Annotated in this window: 18 protein-coding genes; 16 read left to right on the forward strand and 2 right to left on the reverse strand. The window is 33.2% G+C overall.

What is annotated here, in order from left to right; all coding sequences use genetic code 11:
* The first annotated feature begins 58 nt into the window (after positions 1-58).
* The 9 genes from WKT09_RS08335 to WKT09_RS08375 all read left to right on the forward strand — a co-directional run bounded on the left by WKT09_RS08335 (position 59) and on the right by WKT09_RS08375 (position 10,760).
* A complete protein-coding gene (locus tag WKT09_RS08335; protein ID WP_340415603.1) occupies positions 59-1,435 on the forward strand; it encodes a spore germination protein in 1,377 nt (458 codons plus the stop codon).
* Positions 1,436-1,445: 10 nt separating this feature from the next.
* Positions 1,446-2,537, forward strand: a complete 1,092-nt coding sequence (locus WKT09_RS08340; protein WP_340415604.1) for a GerAB/ArcD/ProY family transporter — start codon at positions 1,446-1,448, stop codon at positions 2,535-2,537.
* A complete protein-coding gene (locus tag WKT09_RS08345) occupies positions 2,537-3,655 on the forward strand; it encodes a Ger(x)C family spore germination protein (RefSeq protein ID WP_340415605.1) in 1,119 nt (372 codons plus the stop codon). Before WKT09_RS08340 ends, WKT09_RS08345 begins: the two co-directional genes overlap by 1 nt.
* 113 nt (positions 3,656-3,768) lie before the next feature.
* Positions 3,769-4,230, forward strand: a complete 462-nt coding sequence (locus tag WKT09_RS08350; RefSeq protein ID WP_340415606.1) for a DinB family protein — start codon at positions 3,769-3,771, stop codon at positions 4,228-4,230.
* A gap of 352 nt (positions 4,231-4,582) precedes the next feature.
* Positions 4,583-5,809: a mechanosensitive ion channel gene (locus tag WKT09_RS08355; protein ID WP_340415607.1), complete on the forward strand. Its 1,227-nt coding sequence runs from the start codon at positions 4,583-4,585 to the stop codon at positions 5,807-5,809.
* A 268-nt stretch (positions 5,810-6,077) separates the two neighbouring features.
* Positions 6,078-6,896: a purine-nucleoside phosphorylase gene (locus tag WKT09_RS08360; RefSeq protein ID WP_340415608.1), complete on the forward strand. Its 819-nt coding sequence runs from the start codon at positions 6,078-6,080 to the stop codon at positions 6,894-6,896.
* Between the two features lie 85 nt (positions 6,897-6,981).
* Positions 6,982-8,199 (forward strand): NupC/NupG family nucleoside CNT transporter, encoded by a 1,218-nt coding sequence (locus WKT09_RS08365; protein WP_340415609.1) that lies wholly within the window; start codon positions 6,982-6,984, stop codon positions 8,197-8,199.
* Positions 8,200-8,463: 264 nt separating this feature from the next.
* On the forward strand, positions 8,464-9,021 hold the full coding sequence (gene folE / locus WKT09_RS08370; protein ID WP_445324011.1) for a GTP cyclohydrolase I FolE: 558 nt from the start codon (positions 8,464-8,466) through the stop codon (positions 9,019-9,021).
* A 338-nt stretch (positions 9,022-9,359) separates the two neighbouring features.
* Positions 9,360-10,760 carry an L-cystine transporter gene (locus tag WKT09_RS08375; protein WP_340415610.1) on the forward strand — a complete coding sequence of 467 codons (1,401 nt, stop codon included), beginning with the start codon at positions 9,360-9,362 and terminating at the stop codon, positions 10,758-10,760.
* Between the two features lie 182 nt (positions 10,761-10,942).
* On the opposite strand, the gene WKT09_RS08380 is transcribed toward WKT09_RS08375, so the two are convergent.
* Together WKT09_RS08380 and WKT09_RS08385 are read right to left on the reverse strand one after the other, a co-directional pair.
* Positions 10,943-11,644, reverse strand: coding sequence for a hypothetical protein (locus tag WKT09_RS08380; protein ID WP_340415611.1), 702 nt, complete (start codon positions 11,642-11,644; stop codon positions 10,943-10,945).
* Positions 11,645-11,839: 195 nt separating this feature from the next.
* Positions 11,840-12,055, reverse strand: coding sequence for a tyrosine-type recombinase/integrase (locus WKT09_RS08385; protein WP_340415612.1), 216 nt, complete (start codon positions 12,053-12,055; stop codon positions 11,840-11,842).
* Positions 12,056-12,478: 423 nt separating this feature from the next.
* Between WKT09_RS08385 and WKT09_RS08390 the strand changes: the two genes are divergently transcribed.
* The 7 genes from WKT09_RS08390 (at position 12,479) to WKT09_RS08420 (ending at position 17,027) form a co-directional block, all read left to right on the forward strand.
* Positions 12,479-12,829, forward strand: coding sequence for a hypothetical protein (locus WKT09_RS08390; protein ID WP_340415613.1), 351 nt, complete (start codon positions 12,479-12,481; stop codon positions 12,827-12,829).
* Positions 12,830-12,903: 74 nt separating this feature from the next.
* A complete protein-coding gene (locus WKT09_RS08395; RefSeq protein WP_445324010.1) occupies positions 12,904-13,098 on the forward strand; it encodes an XtrA/YqaO family protein in 195 nt (64 codons plus the stop codon).
* A 279-nt stretch (positions 13,099-13,377) separates the two neighbouring features.
* Positions 13,378-14,592: a Fic family protein gene (locus tag WKT09_RS08400; protein WP_340415614.1), complete on the forward strand. Its 1,215-nt coding sequence runs from the start codon at positions 13,378-13,380 to the stop codon at positions 14,590-14,592.
* Between the two features lie 394 nt (positions 14,593-14,986).
* Positions 14,987-15,244, forward strand: coding sequence for a hypothetical protein (locus WKT09_RS08405; protein WP_340415615.1), 258 nt, complete (start codon positions 14,987-14,989; stop codon positions 15,242-15,244).
* A gap of 307 nt (positions 15,245-15,551) precedes the next feature.
* A complete protein-coding gene (locus tag WKT09_RS08410) occupies positions 15,552-15,725 on the forward strand; it encodes a hypothetical protein (protein WP_340415616.1) in 174 nt (57 codons plus the stop codon).
* 85 nt (positions 15,726-15,810) lie between these two features.
* On the forward strand, positions 15,811-16,092 hold the full coding sequence (locus WKT09_RS08415; protein ID WP_340415617.1) for a hypothetical protein: 282 nt from the start codon (positions 15,811-15,813) through the stop codon (positions 16,090-16,092).
* Between the two features lie 236 nt (positions 16,093-16,328).
* Positions 16,329-17,027, forward strand: coding sequence for a DUF6241 domain-containing protein (locus WKT09_RS08420; RefSeq protein ID WP_340415618.1), 699 nt, complete (start codon positions 16,329-16,331; stop codon positions 17,025-17,027).
* Positions 17,028-17,067 lie beyond the last annotated feature (40 nt).

Raw genomic sequence — 17,067 nt, forward strand, 5'->3', positions numbered from 1 at the left:
ATATTTTCAGCGATTTTACACAAAGTATTCCTAATGCGATGTAAAGGTGGCGAATAAATTGCCTTATGATGAATTACAAGAAACGTTAGCAGAAAATAAACAAACACTAGAAAAAGTGTTTCAACATACAGAAGATTTACAAGTACAAATGATGACCTTACAAGAAAAGAAGGCACTCGTCTGTTCGTTAAAGACGATGGCAGATGATCAAAAAATAGTGCAGCAACTTACAACCATGGAAGCTGGTATTTCTCTGAAAGAAATGTCAGAAAAAGTAACCAATATACAAGACATGGTTGAAGCAATACTTCTTGGAAATACCGTTGTTTTAGTAGAAGGAAAACAAGAAGGAATCGTCTTGCAAACTGCACAAGAACATGAACGATCACCAGACGAACCTGAAAATGAACGAGTCGTACAAGGGGCACATAATGGATTTATTGAAAACTTAGATGTCAATATTCATTTAATAAGGCGACGACTAAAACAAGAAGATTTGCATGTTACATATAAAACAGTAGGAAAAGAAACAGAGAATAATGTGGCGATTGTCTATCTTAAAGGGAAAGCGAATGAAGAGACCATCCAATATATCGAAGACCAATTGGAAGTAATGCAACAGAAAAAAGTGAGGGTTATTGGAGAGTTAGTGAACTATCTTTTACGTCATGTGAAGACGATTTTTCCGAAGAAATTATATACAGAGAGACCGGATCGAACGACTGCCTATTTAACAGAAGGAAAAATTGCAATTTTAATGGATAATAGTGCTATTGCATGCATTGTCCCTATTTCATTTTTTGCTTTTTTTCAGTCACCAGACGATTTTAACGAGCAAATATATGATGGTACCCTTTTCCGTTTTATTCGATTAGCGAGCTTTATCGGTGCACTCATTTTTCCAGCGACGTATATTGCGATTATTACCTATCACTTTGAAATCATCCCTTTTGAAATGATCACGCTCGTGAAAAATTCGATAGAAACGGTCCCATTTCCACCTTTTTTTGAAGCGTTTATTATGATTGTGACGATTGAACTTATTCGAGAAGCAGGGATTCGTTTACCATCCCCGATTGGACAGACGATAGGAATTGTCGGTGGGATTATTATCGGAGAAGCGGTCGTTACTGCTGGATTAGTATCGAATGTTGTGGTGATTGTGATTGCGTTAACCGCCATTATGTCGTTTACGATAGCCTCCTATGAGATGGGAAATACATTACGTATTTTATCTTTTCCAATTATGGTTGCAGCAGCCTTATTCGGCTTTGTCGGAATTGTTGCTAGTACGCTAATTATTTTATTCCATTTATGCAAAGTAAAAGTGCTCAATACACCTTATTTCTTTCCGTTAGCACCTTTTGATTTTGCTTCGATTAAACGAATATTATTTCGTATCCACAGGGAAACAATGGATGTAAAAAAGAAATGAGTGTTGCAGGATGAATAATGAAGGAAAAACAATATTATCTTATCAATTATTTTTTTTGTTAATTCAAACACAAATTGGAGTAAGTATTGTTTCTTTACCGCATGACGTTTTTAATACAGCAAAAGGGGATGGATGGATTTCTGTTCTCTTAACAGGGGTCGTTGTACAATGTATCATTTTTATGTATATGTTTATCATAAAACGATTCCCGACGTATTCATGGAAACAAGTATGTGAAGCATTGTTCGGAAAAGTAATTGGTAAGTTCATTGTTCTACTATATATCCTTTATTTTATTTGTTTAGCAAGTATGACGCTTGCTAAATATGCGCTTTTGTTAAGTGCATGGATGATGCCTCGCACGCCAAGCTGGGTATTACTTCTTTTAATGTTGATTATTGTCTTATATATCGTCACAGCAAAATTAGAGGCGATTGCACAATTTTATGTGTTAACTTCTGTCATATTACTCGTTTATATTGGATTTAATATATATGCATGGAAAGAAGCGAATTTGACCTTTATTCTCCCGATTGGCCAGAGTGGTGTACCCCATATTTTAGAAGGAATCATAAAGGTATTTCCTTCCTTTTCAGGGATTGAATTATTATTAATCCTTCATATATTTGTTCATGCGGAGAAGAGGGAAATTTTAAAAGTTGCGACCATTTCCAATGTTTGTTTAACGATTTTTTATACATTCATTACTCTTACATCCTTAGTGTTTTTAAGTCCGAAAGAATTAAAACTTGTACCTGAACCTGTTCTATATTTAGTAAAATCATTTAGTTTTAAAATCATTGAACGACCAGATTTGATATTTACGTCGATTTGGATTGTTTTAGTCGCAACAACGTTAACGATGTTCATTTATGCAACGAAATATTTATCATTGCATATGTATAAGAAGGGAAAATCGCAATTTGTTACGATATTTTTGTTAGTTGTTTGTTATATTATTGCTATTCCACTCCGTAAAGTATACATATTGCAAACCGTATCAGAGTATTTTCAATATGCGATCATTGCGTTTATGGTCGTTTTACCACTTATTTTTTTTCTTATTACCTTTATTTTCTCGAAAAAAGAGGTGGAACAGTAATGCGTTCTGTAGTGGTACCAATTATTTTATTGTTGTTGCTAACTGGCTGCTGGGATCAACGGTTATTGAAAGAACATAGTTTAATTTTAGCAATTGGATATGATTTAACGGAAGATGGAAAAATTGAAAAAACGATTACCTTTCCAGCTAAAAGTGGTGGGGGTGGGCAAGTAAGTATATCGACGAAAACAGAAACTATTTCAGTTATTGCGAATACGGTAAAAGGTGCGGAAATAAAAACGGATGAATATTCCCCGGAAAAATTTGACCGGTCGAAAGCAAAAGTTATTATAATTGGAAAAGATTTAGCTGAAAAAGGTATTTTTCCAGCATTAGACTCTGTTTACCGTGATTTACGTGCTCCATTATATGCTTCTGTGGCGATTGTTGAAGGAACAGCAAAAGATGCGTTAGAAGTAGAAGATACGTATTCACTCTTGACAAGTGATTTTTATTCCCAACTATTGACGACGGCAACTGAGGCAGGAATTATAAAGGACGACAATATACAAGAAATATGTCCGATTATTTTAAGTGACGGAAAAGATATTATCATCCCCCGAATAACTTTACTAGAAGATGGAAAACGGGCGAAAATTTCTGGTTCGATTTTACTTAATGGGGATAAATGGAATGGAAAGTTAAATTTAGATGAAAATGTTATGTTGTTAACATTAATGGGAGAAGCAAATAAAAACCGCAAAATGAATTTACTCGTAGACCCGAATGAAGAGCGGCAAGAAAAACGATATGTAAATTTTTCTCTTCGAAATGAACATCGACAACTGACATGGGAGCATACAGGAGATAATGATATTACAGTAACGGTGAAAGTGTCTTTACAAATTGAAATTGATGAATATGCGAGTGATCATTTATATGATGAGAAAAAAGCGAAACAATTAGTAGACTCCATTACGAAACAAACGGAAAAACGAGCGAAAAAAACAATTGAAAAAATACAAGAGGCGAATAATGACGCCCTTGGTGTGGGCGAGAAAATAAAAGCATATGATCCGCAATTATGGCAAGAAATAAATTGGAAAGAGACGTATCCCGAAATTGAGATAGTGCCTGAGTTCGATATTGAAATTATTCGTCACGGTATATTAAATTAAATAAAGGGGTCTATCGAGGATAAGCCGATTTACAATAACTAGATATTTTTCGTCTATTCAAGAAAGATCCTAAGATGTATACTATATGTATCATCAAAAAAGGTGGGATCCATATGGAAGAACAGTTATTATTCGATCAGATGAAATTAATTCGCAAAATGACATTACATGAATTCGAACATCTAACAGAAGAACAAGCAGATGTCGTTCCAGAAGGATTTCGAAATAATATACGCTGGAATTTAGGGCATATATATGTGGTTCAACATGCATTATTGCAACATCATGGTGGAATAGAATTAAAAATAGACGAACGATTTCAACAATATTTTTCCCCAAACACGTCACCGGATGATTGGGAAGGTACGCCACCATCGTTAAATGAAATAAAAGAAAAGTTAGAAAAGCAAGTAGAGGAACTAGAGATGGCATTAAGTGGGAAGTTAGGTGACACAGCAAAAGAACCATTTTTACGTCAAAATAATGTAGGACAAATTTTTTCCTTTACATTTTATCATGAAGGATTACATGTGACTGCTGTCAAGGATTATAAACGAATTTTGGCGGGTCAATAAGAAAAATGCAAAAAATAATCATAAATAACTAGAAAAGGTAAAACGGTATAGGAAAATAGTGTTTGTGAAAATGTTTTATAACGATTAAAACACGGATAATAAATTCCATTAAATACCATTTTTATGCTATTTCTTCAAATAAAAACACTTATATGGACCATATACAACTAAAATAAAACTTTTAAAAAAACAATCATGGAAATACGACCGATTATAAGTAGAAAGTCGTATGAAAATGATTGTTTTATTCATTTGCATATTAAAAAATGTTTTAGAAAATTCCATGACGGTTATATGTCTTCTAACTAGCATTTGAAATAGATGCTAAGAGAAAAAAGAGAGGATGTATAAAATGGTAGATGAATTAAAGTATACGTGGGATGACATGATTAGTAGTATTGTCATGGAACTACCGAACGTAATAAAAGCAATTTTGTTATTGTTACTTGCATGGGTGATTGCAATTATTGCACGGAATGTATTCAATAAATTATTAGTAAAAGTAGGGTTTGGTAGAGCATTAAGTAAGACGCCATTTGTTGCTGATGAGAAAAGCGGAAATGCATTACTGGAAAATATTGGAAAACTCGTTTATTTCTTAGTATTTATTCTGTTTTTACCGACCGTGTTTGGTGTGTTAAATATGACGGAAGTTGCTGCACCGATTTCAAATATGATGGATAAGTTTTTATACTTTATCCCTAATATTATTGCAGCCGCGATCATTATTTTAATTGGTGTATTCGTCTCGAAATTAGTGAAAGAACTATTCGAACAATTTTTCACAACATTAAATATGGATAAATGGGTAAACAAACTTTTACCGAATAAAGGGGAAACAGAAGAAGCACAAGCAACATTATCTTCTGTTATCGCGAATATTATTTATATCGTTATTTTAATACCGTTTATTACAATTGGGTTGGAAGCGTTAAATATTCAAACGATTTCACGACCGATTGAATCTGTCTTAAATAATGTGTTAGCAATGATTCCTGGAATCTTCGTCGCGATTATTTTAATCGTTGTCGGATTTTATATTGGAAAATTTGTCGGTAGTTTATTAACGAATTTACTGCGTGGGGCAAATATTAATAAAGTATTTGATTCATTAGGTATTTCAAATAAAGTAGATGGTAAAGGATTCGACCTTGCAAACTTTGTCGGAAAACTTGTTCAAATTGTTATCGTATTATTCTTTACGGTAGAGGCTTTCCAAGTCATTAACTTGAAAGTGTTAAATTCAATTGGATTTGCGATTATTACGTACTTACCATTCTTATTAAGCGCCATCGTCATTTTAGGAGTAGGACTACTACTAGCGAATATTGTTGGCAATTGGGTACAAAAAAATACGAATACTATTTCTGCATTATTAATTAAAGGTGTCATTATTACATTTGCTGTATTTATGACGTTAGACCAATTACACTTTGCAACGAGCATAGTGAATATTGCGTTTATGATTATTTTAGGTGGATTCATGATTGCCTTTGCAATTTCATTTGGTATTGGTGGTCGTGAATTTGCGAAAAGACAACTAGAAAAATTAGATCAAAAAATGAATGACTCGAAATAAAAGGGAAAATGAACATGTTGTAGTAAAACGATAGGAGTTTCGGTAAAGCTAGCATCTTTATCGAAGCTCTTTTTACCTACCGTGATGTTCAAGTTCTTGCTAGAGGGGCACACTGTTTTCATGTCGAAAAGGTTAGAAATTACTACAGATTTCTAGGGTGAAAAACAGTTCCTTTCATTTTGAAAAAAATGCTCCCATAACGGTTTTGTTATGGACTAATTTATGATACATTTAATAGCGTACAAAAGAGACATTAGGAGGCAATAAAATGCATGAAACATCGCATATTTTAGAGGCGAAACAATTTATTACATCTAAGACAGATTTAGTGCCTGAAATGGGGATTATTTTAGGTTCAGGTTTAGGATCTTTAGCTGATGAAATGGACAATGCAACCATTATTCCATATAAAGAAATTCCTCACTTTGCTGAATCGAGCGCAATCGGTCATGCAAATGAATTAGTTATTGGCACATTGGAAGGAAAGACCGTTGTTGCGATGAAGGGAAGATACCATTACTATGAAGGGTATTCGCTTGATGATATAACATTTCCAGTGAGAGTGATGAAGTCGCTAGGCATAGAAAATTTAATTATTACGAATGCATGTGGAGCAGTAAATACATCCTTTAATCCTGGTGATTTAATGTTAATTACAGATCATATTAATTTAACTGGTCAAAATCCGTTAATTGGACCGAATAATGATGAATTAGGAACACGTTTTCCTGACTTATCGGAAGCATATAATCGTGCATTAGGAACTATTGCAAAGGAAGTTGCGAAGGAGCACGACATTACATTACGTGAAGGTGTGTATACTTGGTGGACAGGTCCCGCATATGAAACACCAGCAGAAATTCGTATGATTCGTACATTAGGTGGCGATGCAGTCGGCATGTCTACCGTACCGGAAGCAATTATTGCCGCACATGCAAATGTGAACGTATTAGGTGTTTCTTGCTTAACAAATATGGCATGTGGTATTTTAGATGAACCATTGAGCCACGAGGATGTCATCGCCGTTGCAGCAAAGTCGAAAGAGGCTTTTATGACCTTAATTAAAAACGTGATAAAAAAAATATAAATAGAAGAACAATGCGGTTCACTTATGGAGTGACTCACACTCTGTAAGTGAATTATTTATTATCAAAAAAGGGAGATTGTTTGTTTTGAATATTATTTGGGGTTTGTTTGGTTGTTCGATTATCATATTAATTACATTGCTTATGTCAGAAAATAGAAAAGCAATTAATATACGTACTGTAACAATTGGTTTTATTTTGCAAATTATTTTTGGTTTCCTCGTTTTAAAATGGGACTACGGCATGAAAATCATTTCTGCTGTATCTAATGCGATTACAGAAGTGATGAATTATGGGTATGTCGGATTAGAATTTGCATTTGGTCCCTTAGCGGAAAATGGAAGTGATGTGAAAATATGGGCAGTGACCGTATTAGGAATGATCGTATTTTTTACGGTTTTAATTGCATTATTTTATTACTTCGGTATCATGCAAATTATTGTTCGTGTATTAGGTGGCGGTATTTCAAAAATGATGAAAACATCTTACTCTGAATCCGTTGCGGCAGCTGCAAATATGTTTATTGGGAGTACACAGGCACCGCTCGTCATCAAACCGTATGTAGCGAATATGACAAGGTCCCAATTGTATTCCTTAATGGTCGGTAGTTTAGCTTCCGTATCTGGTGCGGTAATGATTGGGCTTGCGGCAATGGGCATTCCAATGACGTACTTATTATCTGCAGCCGTAATGTCTGCACCTGCAGGCTTAATGATTGCGAAATTAATTATTCCCGAAACAAAAGAGATTAATGAAGATGAATGGAAACTGGAAGCTGGGCAAGAAGAAGAGAAAACGAACATAATTGATGTCATTTTTACAAGTTCAAGAGAAGGGTTACGTTATGCCATCAACGTTGGATTAATGATTGTCATCTTCATTAGTTTAGTAGCACTTATCAATGGCTTGTTAGGTTGGACAGGAAGTTTATTCGGTTTTGACCAATTATCATTGGAATTAATTTTTGGATATGTATTTGCACCGGTTGCGTTTGTGATTGGAATTCCTTGGGATGAAGCAGTGATGGCAGGGAATTATTTAGCACAGAAGTTGTTCCTAAATGAATTTGTTGCTTTTACAAATCTTACAGTTATGATGGATGAATTATCTGAAAAAACACTTGCTATTTTAACGTTTGCATTAAGTGGATTTGCAAACTTTGGTGCAGCAGGAAGTCTTGTCGGAATGTTGTTAGAAATGGTTCCAGATAAAAAGACGATGATACAAAAAATGATGTTTAAAGCGCTTATTGCCGCAACACTTGCGAACTTATTAAACGGTGCGATTGTAACGATGTTCTTTTAATATTTCATGTTTATCATCCATTTTCCCTAATTGTGTTAGGTTCTAACCAATCCCATTACTATCGTTTTTAAAAAATAGATTTGCGTGATACTCTATGTTAAAATATGTGCAAGTGAATGTAAAATAAATATAGATGTTACCTTATAATGGTGGAGTGTGGATGAATTGACAATAGAAAATAATAAAGTACGAACAGAAAAAGATAAAGTGCTATTAGATATGTTTCAAATAGATTGTGACAATCCAGAAGCGGTAGCAACATTTATGCAAAAAGCGGATGGAGTCATGGATGGATTCCGTGAATTAATGGAATTATGTGGTGATGATCCGAAAAGAGACGGGCTATTAGACACACCTTATCGAGTGTTAAAAGCATATGGGGAGTACACGGAAGGATACCGTGAAGATCCAAAACGTCATTTAGAAAAAATATTTGATGTTCCTCATAAAGAATTAGTGCTCGTGAAAGATATTGAATTTTATTCGATGTGTGAACATCATTTCGCACCATTTTTTGGTGTAGCACATGTTGGGTATATTCCGAATGAACGTATTACAGGTTTATCGAAGATTGCCCGTATGGTGGAAGGATATGCCAAAAGGTTTCAAGTACAAGAACGAATGACGACAGAAATCATTAGTGCCATTGAGGAAGTACTAGAACCAGCAGGTGTGATGGTTGTGATGGAAGCGAAACATATGTGCATGTGTGGAAGAGGTGTACGTAATACGAGTTCTTCTACTACAACTTCTTCCGTGCGCGGAATTTTTGCGAATGATCACCGTGCAAGAGATGAATTTTTATCATTAATTCGTAGATAATAATAAAAACACTAAAAACAATTCGTTTTTAGTGTTTTTATTTCCATGTCGAAAGAGAGTGCCATAGCATTTTTAATGGATCGTGAAAGTTTTGCTACAATGGCTAGCATTACAGCGACATAGCAAGAACAAATACAGATAGATATACGAATTTTCTCCTTTTTATGTATGATCTTAAGATGATTGTAAAAATAAAAAAATGGTGTATATATATTGCGATTTTATTCAATGTGTACTATGATTAAAAATAAATCATACTAAACTAATCGGAAAAGAATTACTTAGTCGTTATCATAAAATAATGATTTACTTTTCGGTACGGAAGGGAAGGTTTTTTTTTGGAAATTTTGCAAGTTTTACTTATTTTACTAATCTTTACAGCACTTATGTTTGGGTTGTTCCAATTACAACGGAAACATATTTCTTTTGGGAAGCGGGCCTTACTCGCTTTAGTCATTGGGATTATTTTTGGATTAATCCTTCAATCTATTTATGGAGCTACATCCCCAATTGTTGAAACAGCAATGGACTGGGTCAATATCGTTGGAGATGGATTTGTATCTTTATTAATGATGCTTGTCATTCCGATCGTCTTTATTGCTATTTTACGTGCATTTACAAGTTCGACATTTACAGAAGGCTTCGGAAAAATTAGTGGTATTGTTATTGGAATATTAGTTATCACTGTAATGATTTCAGCGGCAGTAGGAGTTGGTACAGCAAGTTTATTCCAACTAGATGGCATAGAAATCACAGAGGGCAGTGAAGAATTTGAAGCGATTCAACGTATTGAAGAAAGAGCTGCTGATATAGAAGATGATACATTGCCGACGATGATTCGTAATATGATTCCAGCGAATATTTTTGTCGATTTTACACAGGAACGTTCCACTTCAGTAATTGCTGTCGTTATATTTAGTGTCATTGTAGGTACAGCTTATATGGGTGTACGGAGAAAACAACCAGATTATGCAGAAAAGTTTGCAACAGGGGTAGAAGTAATATTTACGATTATTATGCGTGTTGTAACACTTATTTTACGTTTAACACCGTACGGTATATTAGCGTTAATGCTAAATAAAGCAGCGACGAGCGATATTGCGACATTTATTGATTTAGGTAAATTTATTATCGCTTCATATGTTGCTATGCTTATTATGTTTATCGTGCATATGCTACTAATTCGTTTTGCGGGATTAAATCCATTTACGTATGTGAAAAAAGCACTGCCTGTATTAATATTTGGATTTTCTTCTCGTTCAAGTGCAGGGGCATTGCCATTAAATATTGAAACACAAAAAAGAGGCCTCGGTGTCTCAAACGGAGTGGCAGATGTTGCAGGAGCATTTAGTGTAACAATTGGTCAAAATGGATGTGCTGGTATTTATCCAGCGATGTTAGCTGTCATGGTCGCTCCGACAGTTGGGGTTGATCCATTTACTCCGTCCTTTATTGCAATGTTAGTAATCGTTGTCGCCATTGGATCGTTTGGGGTTGCTGGTGTAGGTGGAGGAGCGACATTTGCTTCTTTAATTGTTCTATCTACATTAAATTTACCGATTGCGATTGTAGGATTATTAATTTCGATCGAACCGATTATCGATATGGCTCGTACAGCATTAAATATTAGCGGAGGAATGACGGCAGGTATTCTAACGTCAAAAATTACGAACAATCTTGATAAAACAATTTATGATGATAAAACAAAACAAATTGACATGAATTATGATGCAATGTAAGTTTTAAAAAAATTCCGTTTCTGCACCCCTAAAGTTAGAGTTGCAATCTAACTTTAGGGGTGTTTTTATATATAGAATTCACAACCTCTTTTCGAAGAGAACTAGGGTAGGTTTATTTTTTTACTCTTTATCAAATGTTTTGGAGTTCCAATTAAAATCACACAATAATTAAATGATTAGAGCTATTCATAAATAAATTCAACATTATCTATAACTTCAGCTATGAGATGAGGTTCTGAGGGGTCCACATATGTTGAATAAGCATTATCAACAATTTCTTGAGCAAGCATTCTGTAATCCTCTTCCGTTTCTGCCTCAATACTAATCTCATACTCTGTAGGAATTGGATAGATTGTTATATGACCATTTCCTTGGGTGGAATATGCTATCATAGTTACATCATGATTACTATAAGAATTATTGGGACCCCATAAAACAGTTACATCTTCCGGATATGTAATTGAATCTACAGCTGTGAAGATACGGTCACCAGCTGAATACTTGTTGACAAAAATAATAGGTTCAATTGGATCGATTTTTGGAACATTTGTCATTAGCATAATTCGTGCATAATCAATTTCCAATTGATCATAACCCTTTAATATATCTTGTTCTAATTTGTCTTCACCATCAGAAGCCTTTTGTTCATTACTATTGGTTTCACTTTCTTCATTTACATTTTTATTTGACTCATTAATATTTTCTGTACCATTTGACACAGCCTGTTCAACTTCATCCTTCTTTTCAGTTAAAGTATTTGCACCAAAAGTAATAATAACTATCATTAGAATTGCAATTAACCAAAATGAAAATTTTTTAAAGGGCTTTTTAGGCTTTGATCTGATTGGATTTCCATCATTATCATAGTATTTTTTCTTCGTCATAATTTACACCTCACATTCATTACTATCTTACTTTATTAGATTGAACTTAAACTATACAATGGGATACTTCTACAATACAGAACATTATCAATCAATATAACAGCCTTTTTACATAATATAAATTTAACGTATTTAATTTCTTCAAAGCTAACACTTTGCCTACCCACTTATTTTTATTTAGCCCTAAATATAGCCCTAACTTTGTTCGTTTTCTTGCTTCATCTTGTTATAAAAAAACCTCGAAACCTTTGTATGTAAAGGTTTCGGGGCTTTCGGTATTACTGCTTCCAGGTCTACATCTTCCCATTTTAATCCAGTAAGTTCTCCACGTCTTAATCCAGTGTAGGATAAAGTTAGAATAGCAGTGTAATTTGTGATATTCTCACATCTTTTAGCATACTCCAAAAACACATTTAATTCATCAGATGTAAGGAAGTATCTAACTTATTATCTTGGTCCACACTTATATTGTTAAATCTAATCCTCGTTATTATTTCCTCATCTACTGTAGCATTAATTGCTATTTTAAATAAACGATGAAATAACATAACAGTACTAGGCTTGTAATCATCCATAAGTAGATTTATATATTCCCTGATATATGTGGATTTAGTAAATCATTCAATTTATATTTACCAATTAAAGGTTTCATTTGATACTTGATTGCATTCTCACGCTGTAATCTTGAAGTGACTTCCCAATTGGGAGGAACTACAGGAGGAAGTAAAAGAAGTTTTAATAAGTTGGTACTTGATGAAAATATGTTTGAAAGTAATTTTTCTATGTTTGAACTTATTAGTACTTGGAAAAGTTATGACTAAAGGAGGTTTTCTCATGGGAACAGTTACTGTAACAGGTGCTATAGTAGTCATTATCGGTTGGCTTTCTTTAGTTGAATACGATAACTTTACGGATTCAGAAAAAAGGAAAATAATACAAAAAATCAAAAGAAGTCCCACTTATATCGGTTTAATAGCGATGATGCCAGTTGGAATCATTATAAATATGATTGGCTCCTTTATTGGATCAATTTGGACAGTTATACTTGGGGCTTCATTAATATTTATACAAGGTATCATTGTTTCGCTTTTATTTTGGAAAAGAAAAAGGTGGAAAGGTATCTTTATGCTGATTGTTATTATAGCACTAGGAATTTTCATTTACATCCCTTTATTCATTTACTGATAAAACATTAAAATAGACGAGATTGTCCCTGTCTCTTTTTAAAACTAGAATAACATAAAGTGAGGGCGGTAATTGTGAAAGAGGTTATAGATTTAAAAGAGAATAATATACTTGAACTTGATATAATGGACATACCATCCAGTTGCGTAGTTGTAATATGTGACGGAAAAGCGAAAATTAGAGAACTCCCACAGTGTGGAGAATACAGAATAGTTACACATCGAGGTAAAGTAAAGCGGATGTGGAGGGAAGAGGGGGAGGAGTTTTAGAGTTACATGGTATTTATTTTATTATAATGACTAGAATAGTAATACCAATCATTCGGAGGTATTACTTGTGTATATAAATTGTCCTACGTGTAACGAAAAAATAAAAATTAAATCTAATGGTCATGGTAGATGTAAATGTGGAGAACATGTAAAAATATTAAGATGAACAAAATAGTATAACTCTATGTACAAAAAATGTGCGTTTTTGTTGTATAGAAATCCTCTAGATGGTAATATAACGTAATAATAACTGAAATATAACATTTGGAGGGAATTGAAATGAAGTATTTATATAAACTATTTTATCAATACGATAATACTGAATTTCAAAAAATGTACGACCATCGTTTATCGTCCGACTCTATAGCTAGAATTGATTTAAGCATTAAACCTATTGATCAGCCTAACATATTTGAACTATACTATCTTCCCACTAATAAAATCATTGATTTGATAGCAAACATCTATAGTCTATCAGGTGATTTAACTTTGGTTTTTAATCAATTACCCTCTGTAGCAAAAAACCAATTTATTATTGAATGCTTGATAGAAGAACTATTTAACACAAACGAGTTGGAGGGAGTAAAAAGTAGCCGAGCGGAAATTGCAGAAAGTGTAAAAAATGTTCAAATGAGTAAAAAGTCTAAGAAGAGATTTAATAGTATGGTTAAGTCATATTTTACTCTAATAAACGATAAATTATCCCTCCCAGAATTTCCTATGGATATCAGAAAAATTTACGATGAAATCACAGCTGGAGAAATTGAAGAAGGAGAACTTCCGGATGGAGATATCTTCAGAGAAGATATTACTCATGTGCTAGCTAAGTCTGGTAACGGTAATGTTATTCATAGAGGATTACATCCCGAAGCAGAAATTATCAAAGAAACTGAGAAGCTTTTAAAGTTTATGAATGAAGAAGATTCAATACCTAGTATTATAAAAGTAGCGATAGGACACTATTATTTTGGATTTATTCATCCATTTTATGATGGTAATGGAAGAACTTCAAGATTTATTAGTAGTCTATATTTATCGCAAACCCTGGGGAAAATTCCGGCGTTATCTTTATCTAGAGGGTGCAATAAAATGAAAAATAAATATTTGGAGGCTTTCGAGAAGACTAATAGTATTTCTAACAAAGGGGAACTAAATTTCTTCATAGATACTTTTTTAAATATTATTTTCGAGACACTTTCAGAGATGAACGCTGAATTGAAAGAAAAAGTCGAATTACTAAATAGTGCAGAAAAAAAACTAGAAAGTGATCCTCAATTAACTAAGAAAAACTATTATGATTTTATGTTTATTTTAGCACAAAATCATTTCTTCCAGGTGAATGAGGGGCTAACAATTAAAAATCTTGCGAAAGAGATGGATTTGTCAGAATCGACAATACGAAAAATAAAAGATGAACTATTAGAAAAGTCATTAATAAAACAAAAGGGAATAAGACCTGCATATTTAAGTATAAAACCAGAATATTTCGAATGAATTAGTTCTACCAGCCAACTGGAGGACACTGAATGACAGCAATAGCTGTTGTTTGGTGTCTTTTTTGTTTCTTTTACTAGCACAGGAGAGGATTGCAAAATGAGTTTCTAACGGTTTATTTTTAAATGAGATAGCTTTTATTCTTTTTTTGCCTTTAAACTCATTTAATATTACATGAGCGGTAGTTTGAATTTGTAATTGAGTTGATAGATTTTTAAAGTATCCATTACTTGTGGAATGTTTATGGTTACAGGTGTAAATGGAAATTCAATAGAATTATCAAGAGTTGAGTAATAAAATCTTATAAGGCATCTACAATGGTAGGTGCCTTTTTCAATGGTTAAATATCCCCCTTTGTCGTATTATGTAGGTAATATGATAGGGAGGAGTATGTATGGGAAAAATATTTTATATTGAATTAATGGTCAGTGGTGAGGACAGACGAGAATGGATTTTTGACTCCTTAGAATCAAGAAATAAAGCCTTCGATCAAGTAAAAGAAAAGTTTAAAAAAGATACTTCTATTGAGATACCATTTATAGAATTAGATGTCGGCATATGGATAAATGATAGGTCTGATAAAGTTACGAGACCTTTTGGATTAAGCCCAGAAGTAAAAACTGAAGTTATTAAGTATTTGGATTCACTATAAAAATAAGAATAATTTATTAAATACGTTCATAAGCTGGGCGTATTTTTTATATTGAAAAACGAAGTGTATATGGACATCATCATACGTATCATCACTTTCCGAGTAAAATTATTAAAATTCTTTTACAGGGAAACGACAGTAGAAATAGTTTATTACCTATTTACAGGTAAAGAGAAAGATTACGAAGATATTAAAGATGCTAGAAAGAAAAATTCATAAATGGCAATAAATGGCTATAAGTTATAGCGTCACCTTAATGGTTTTTTAGTAATTATTATCGTACCATATTAGTAGGAGGGTTATGATAATGAAATCAAAAATTGTCCTAGTAAATAACGAAGAATACATTATTAATCATGAAGCAGAAGCTATTATGGAAGACTTAATCGATGAAACAGGAGAAATTGTCAATCGATTCATTGAGGTGGCAAAAGGTATTTGGATTTCAACAAGTAAAATAATGAAAATTGAAGCGATTTAAAATGAGGCATCTACAATAGTAGGTGCCTTTTTCAATGGTTAAATATCCCTCTTTGTCGTATGATGGTGGCAGGGAGGAGTAGTTTATGAGTAAAAAGGCCTTTCACATTTACAATATTGTTTTTTTGTTTTTATTGTTGGTATTTAATGCATTAGCCTTATTCGGTGCTGGTATGAGTGATGGTGGAATATACGATTATATGTGGTTTGTTACTGGTGTTTCGTTTGCATCTTGGTTAATCTTTTATATTATACAATTTATACGCCCTAACAAGGTATGGCGAATTTCTTGGTTTCTCATTATGGTATTATTTTTGTTTTTTTGGGAAACAGGTCTCGGTACAAAAGTTAGTTTAATGATTTATTAATGAATGGGTTCCGTATTATAACAAATAAGAAGCTAAAAGCATCTTACATGAGGTGCTTTTTACGCTCACAAGTTGGGCGTATTTTTTATGCCTTAAAACGGGAGTGAGGTCGATAGAATGTGAGTAAAAACGAAATAAGATGTAACAAGAAAGTTGAATGAAATGAGTTTGGACATACGCGAAGTATTGACCACACTTAATCATTAAAAAGACCGAATAAGTCTATGAGAGTTAACATGGTATATAATAGATATAACTTCGGTGTTAAAAAGCCACCATTAACCAGATATTCTAAGCACTTTGTAGGTAATTTAAATGGTGGTAATGATTATAATGGTATAATAGAGATATTAATACTTTTTGGAGGAGTTAAGTTGAAAATATTAAAATTAACTGTTAAATCAATACTCGGCCTTTTTGTTATTGTAGCATTTGCAGGGGTATTAATCTTTGTTTATTTTTTATTTATGGATTTAAAACACTCTAAAAACGCAGAGAATGAAAAAGTTGAACACCACGTAAATGAGCAGGAAAATGAAGAAGAAAAAGTAAAGCAAGTCGATAGCTATGAAAATCCATTTGGAGATAACATTAAGAAAGACGGATTAGACGAACAACAAATCCGGAAATACGTTCACGGAATGTCTCATCAGAAAGTTGAAACTGAAGGTGAGGAAAAATGGATTTTTTACGAGATTACAGAAGAAAGAATAGATTGGTTAATTGATGCGCTGAATGAAGAAAATATAGACATAAACCAAGATGATAAGTTCTTTTATCAAGAAACGTTAAATAGGTGGAAAAATAATGATTTTTCACAAGCTGTTAGCGAACATAACGTTATATGGGAAAAGGACGGAGGAAATATTGGAAAAGCTATAAGATTGTTTACAGAAGAAGAAGAGAAAGATTACGTTGATTTTGAATTAAATTGAAATAAAATATTCTGTTAAAAAGAGCCTTTTAAAAGGCTCT

This window comes from Pseudogracilibacillus sp. ICA-222130, assembly GCF_037892545.1.
Lineage (GTDB): Bacteria > Bacillota > Bacilli > Bacillales > Amphibacillaceae > Pseudogracilibacillus.

Excerpts from the sequence above, each read along its gene's own strand:
- WKT09_RS08340 (WP_340415604.1), top strand. The coding sequence starts at position 1,446 with ATGAATAATGAAGGAAAAACAATATTATCTTATCAATTATTTTTTTTG.
- WKT09_RS08345 (WP_340415605.1), top strand. The coding sequence starts at position 2,537 with ATGCGTTCTGTAGTGGTACCAATTATTTTATTGTTGTTGCTAACTGGC.
- WKT09_RS08350 (WP_340415606.1), top strand. The coding sequence starts at position 3,769 with ATGGAAGAACAGTTATTATTCGATCAGATGAAATTAATTCGCAAAATG.
- WKT09_RS08355 (WP_340415607.1), top strand. The coding sequence starts at position 4,583 with ATGGTAGATGAATTAAAGTATACGTGGGATGACATGATTAGTAGTATT.
- WKT09_RS08360 (WP_340415608.1), top strand. The coding sequence starts at position 6,078 with ATGCATGAAACATCGCATATTTTAGAGGCGAAACAATTTATTACATCT.
- folE (WP_445324011.1), top strand. The coding sequence starts at position 8,464 with ATGCAAAAAGCGGATGGAGTCATGGATGGATTCCGTGAATTAATGGAA.
- WKT09_RS08380 (WP_340415611.1), bottom strand. The coding sequence starts at position 11,644 with ATGACGAAGAAAAAATACTATGATAATGATGGAAATCCAATCAGATCA.
- WKT09_RS08390 (WP_340415613.1), top strand. The coding sequence starts at position 12,479 with ATGGGAACAGTTACTGTAACAGGTGCTATAGTAGTCATTATCGGTTGG.
- WKT09_RS08400 (WP_340415614.1), top strand. The coding sequence starts at position 13,378 with ATGAAGTATTTATATAAACTATTTTATCAATACGATAATACTGAATTT.
- WKT09_RS08405 (WP_340415615.1), top strand. The coding sequence starts at position 14,987 with ATGGGAAAAATATTTTATATTGAATTAATGGTCAGTGGTGAGGACAGA.
- WKT09_RS08410 (WP_340415616.1), top strand. The coding sequence starts at position 15,552 with ATGAAATCAAAAATTGTCCTAGTAAATAACGAAGAATACATTATTAAT.
- WKT09_RS08415 (WP_340415617.1), top strand. The coding sequence starts at position 15,811 with ATGAGTAAAAAGGCCTTTCACATTTACAATATTGTTTTTTTGTTTTTA.
- WKT09_RS08420 (WP_340415618.1), top strand. The coding sequence starts at position 16,329 with ATGGTATATAATAGATATAACTTCGGTGTTAAAAAGCCACCATTAACC.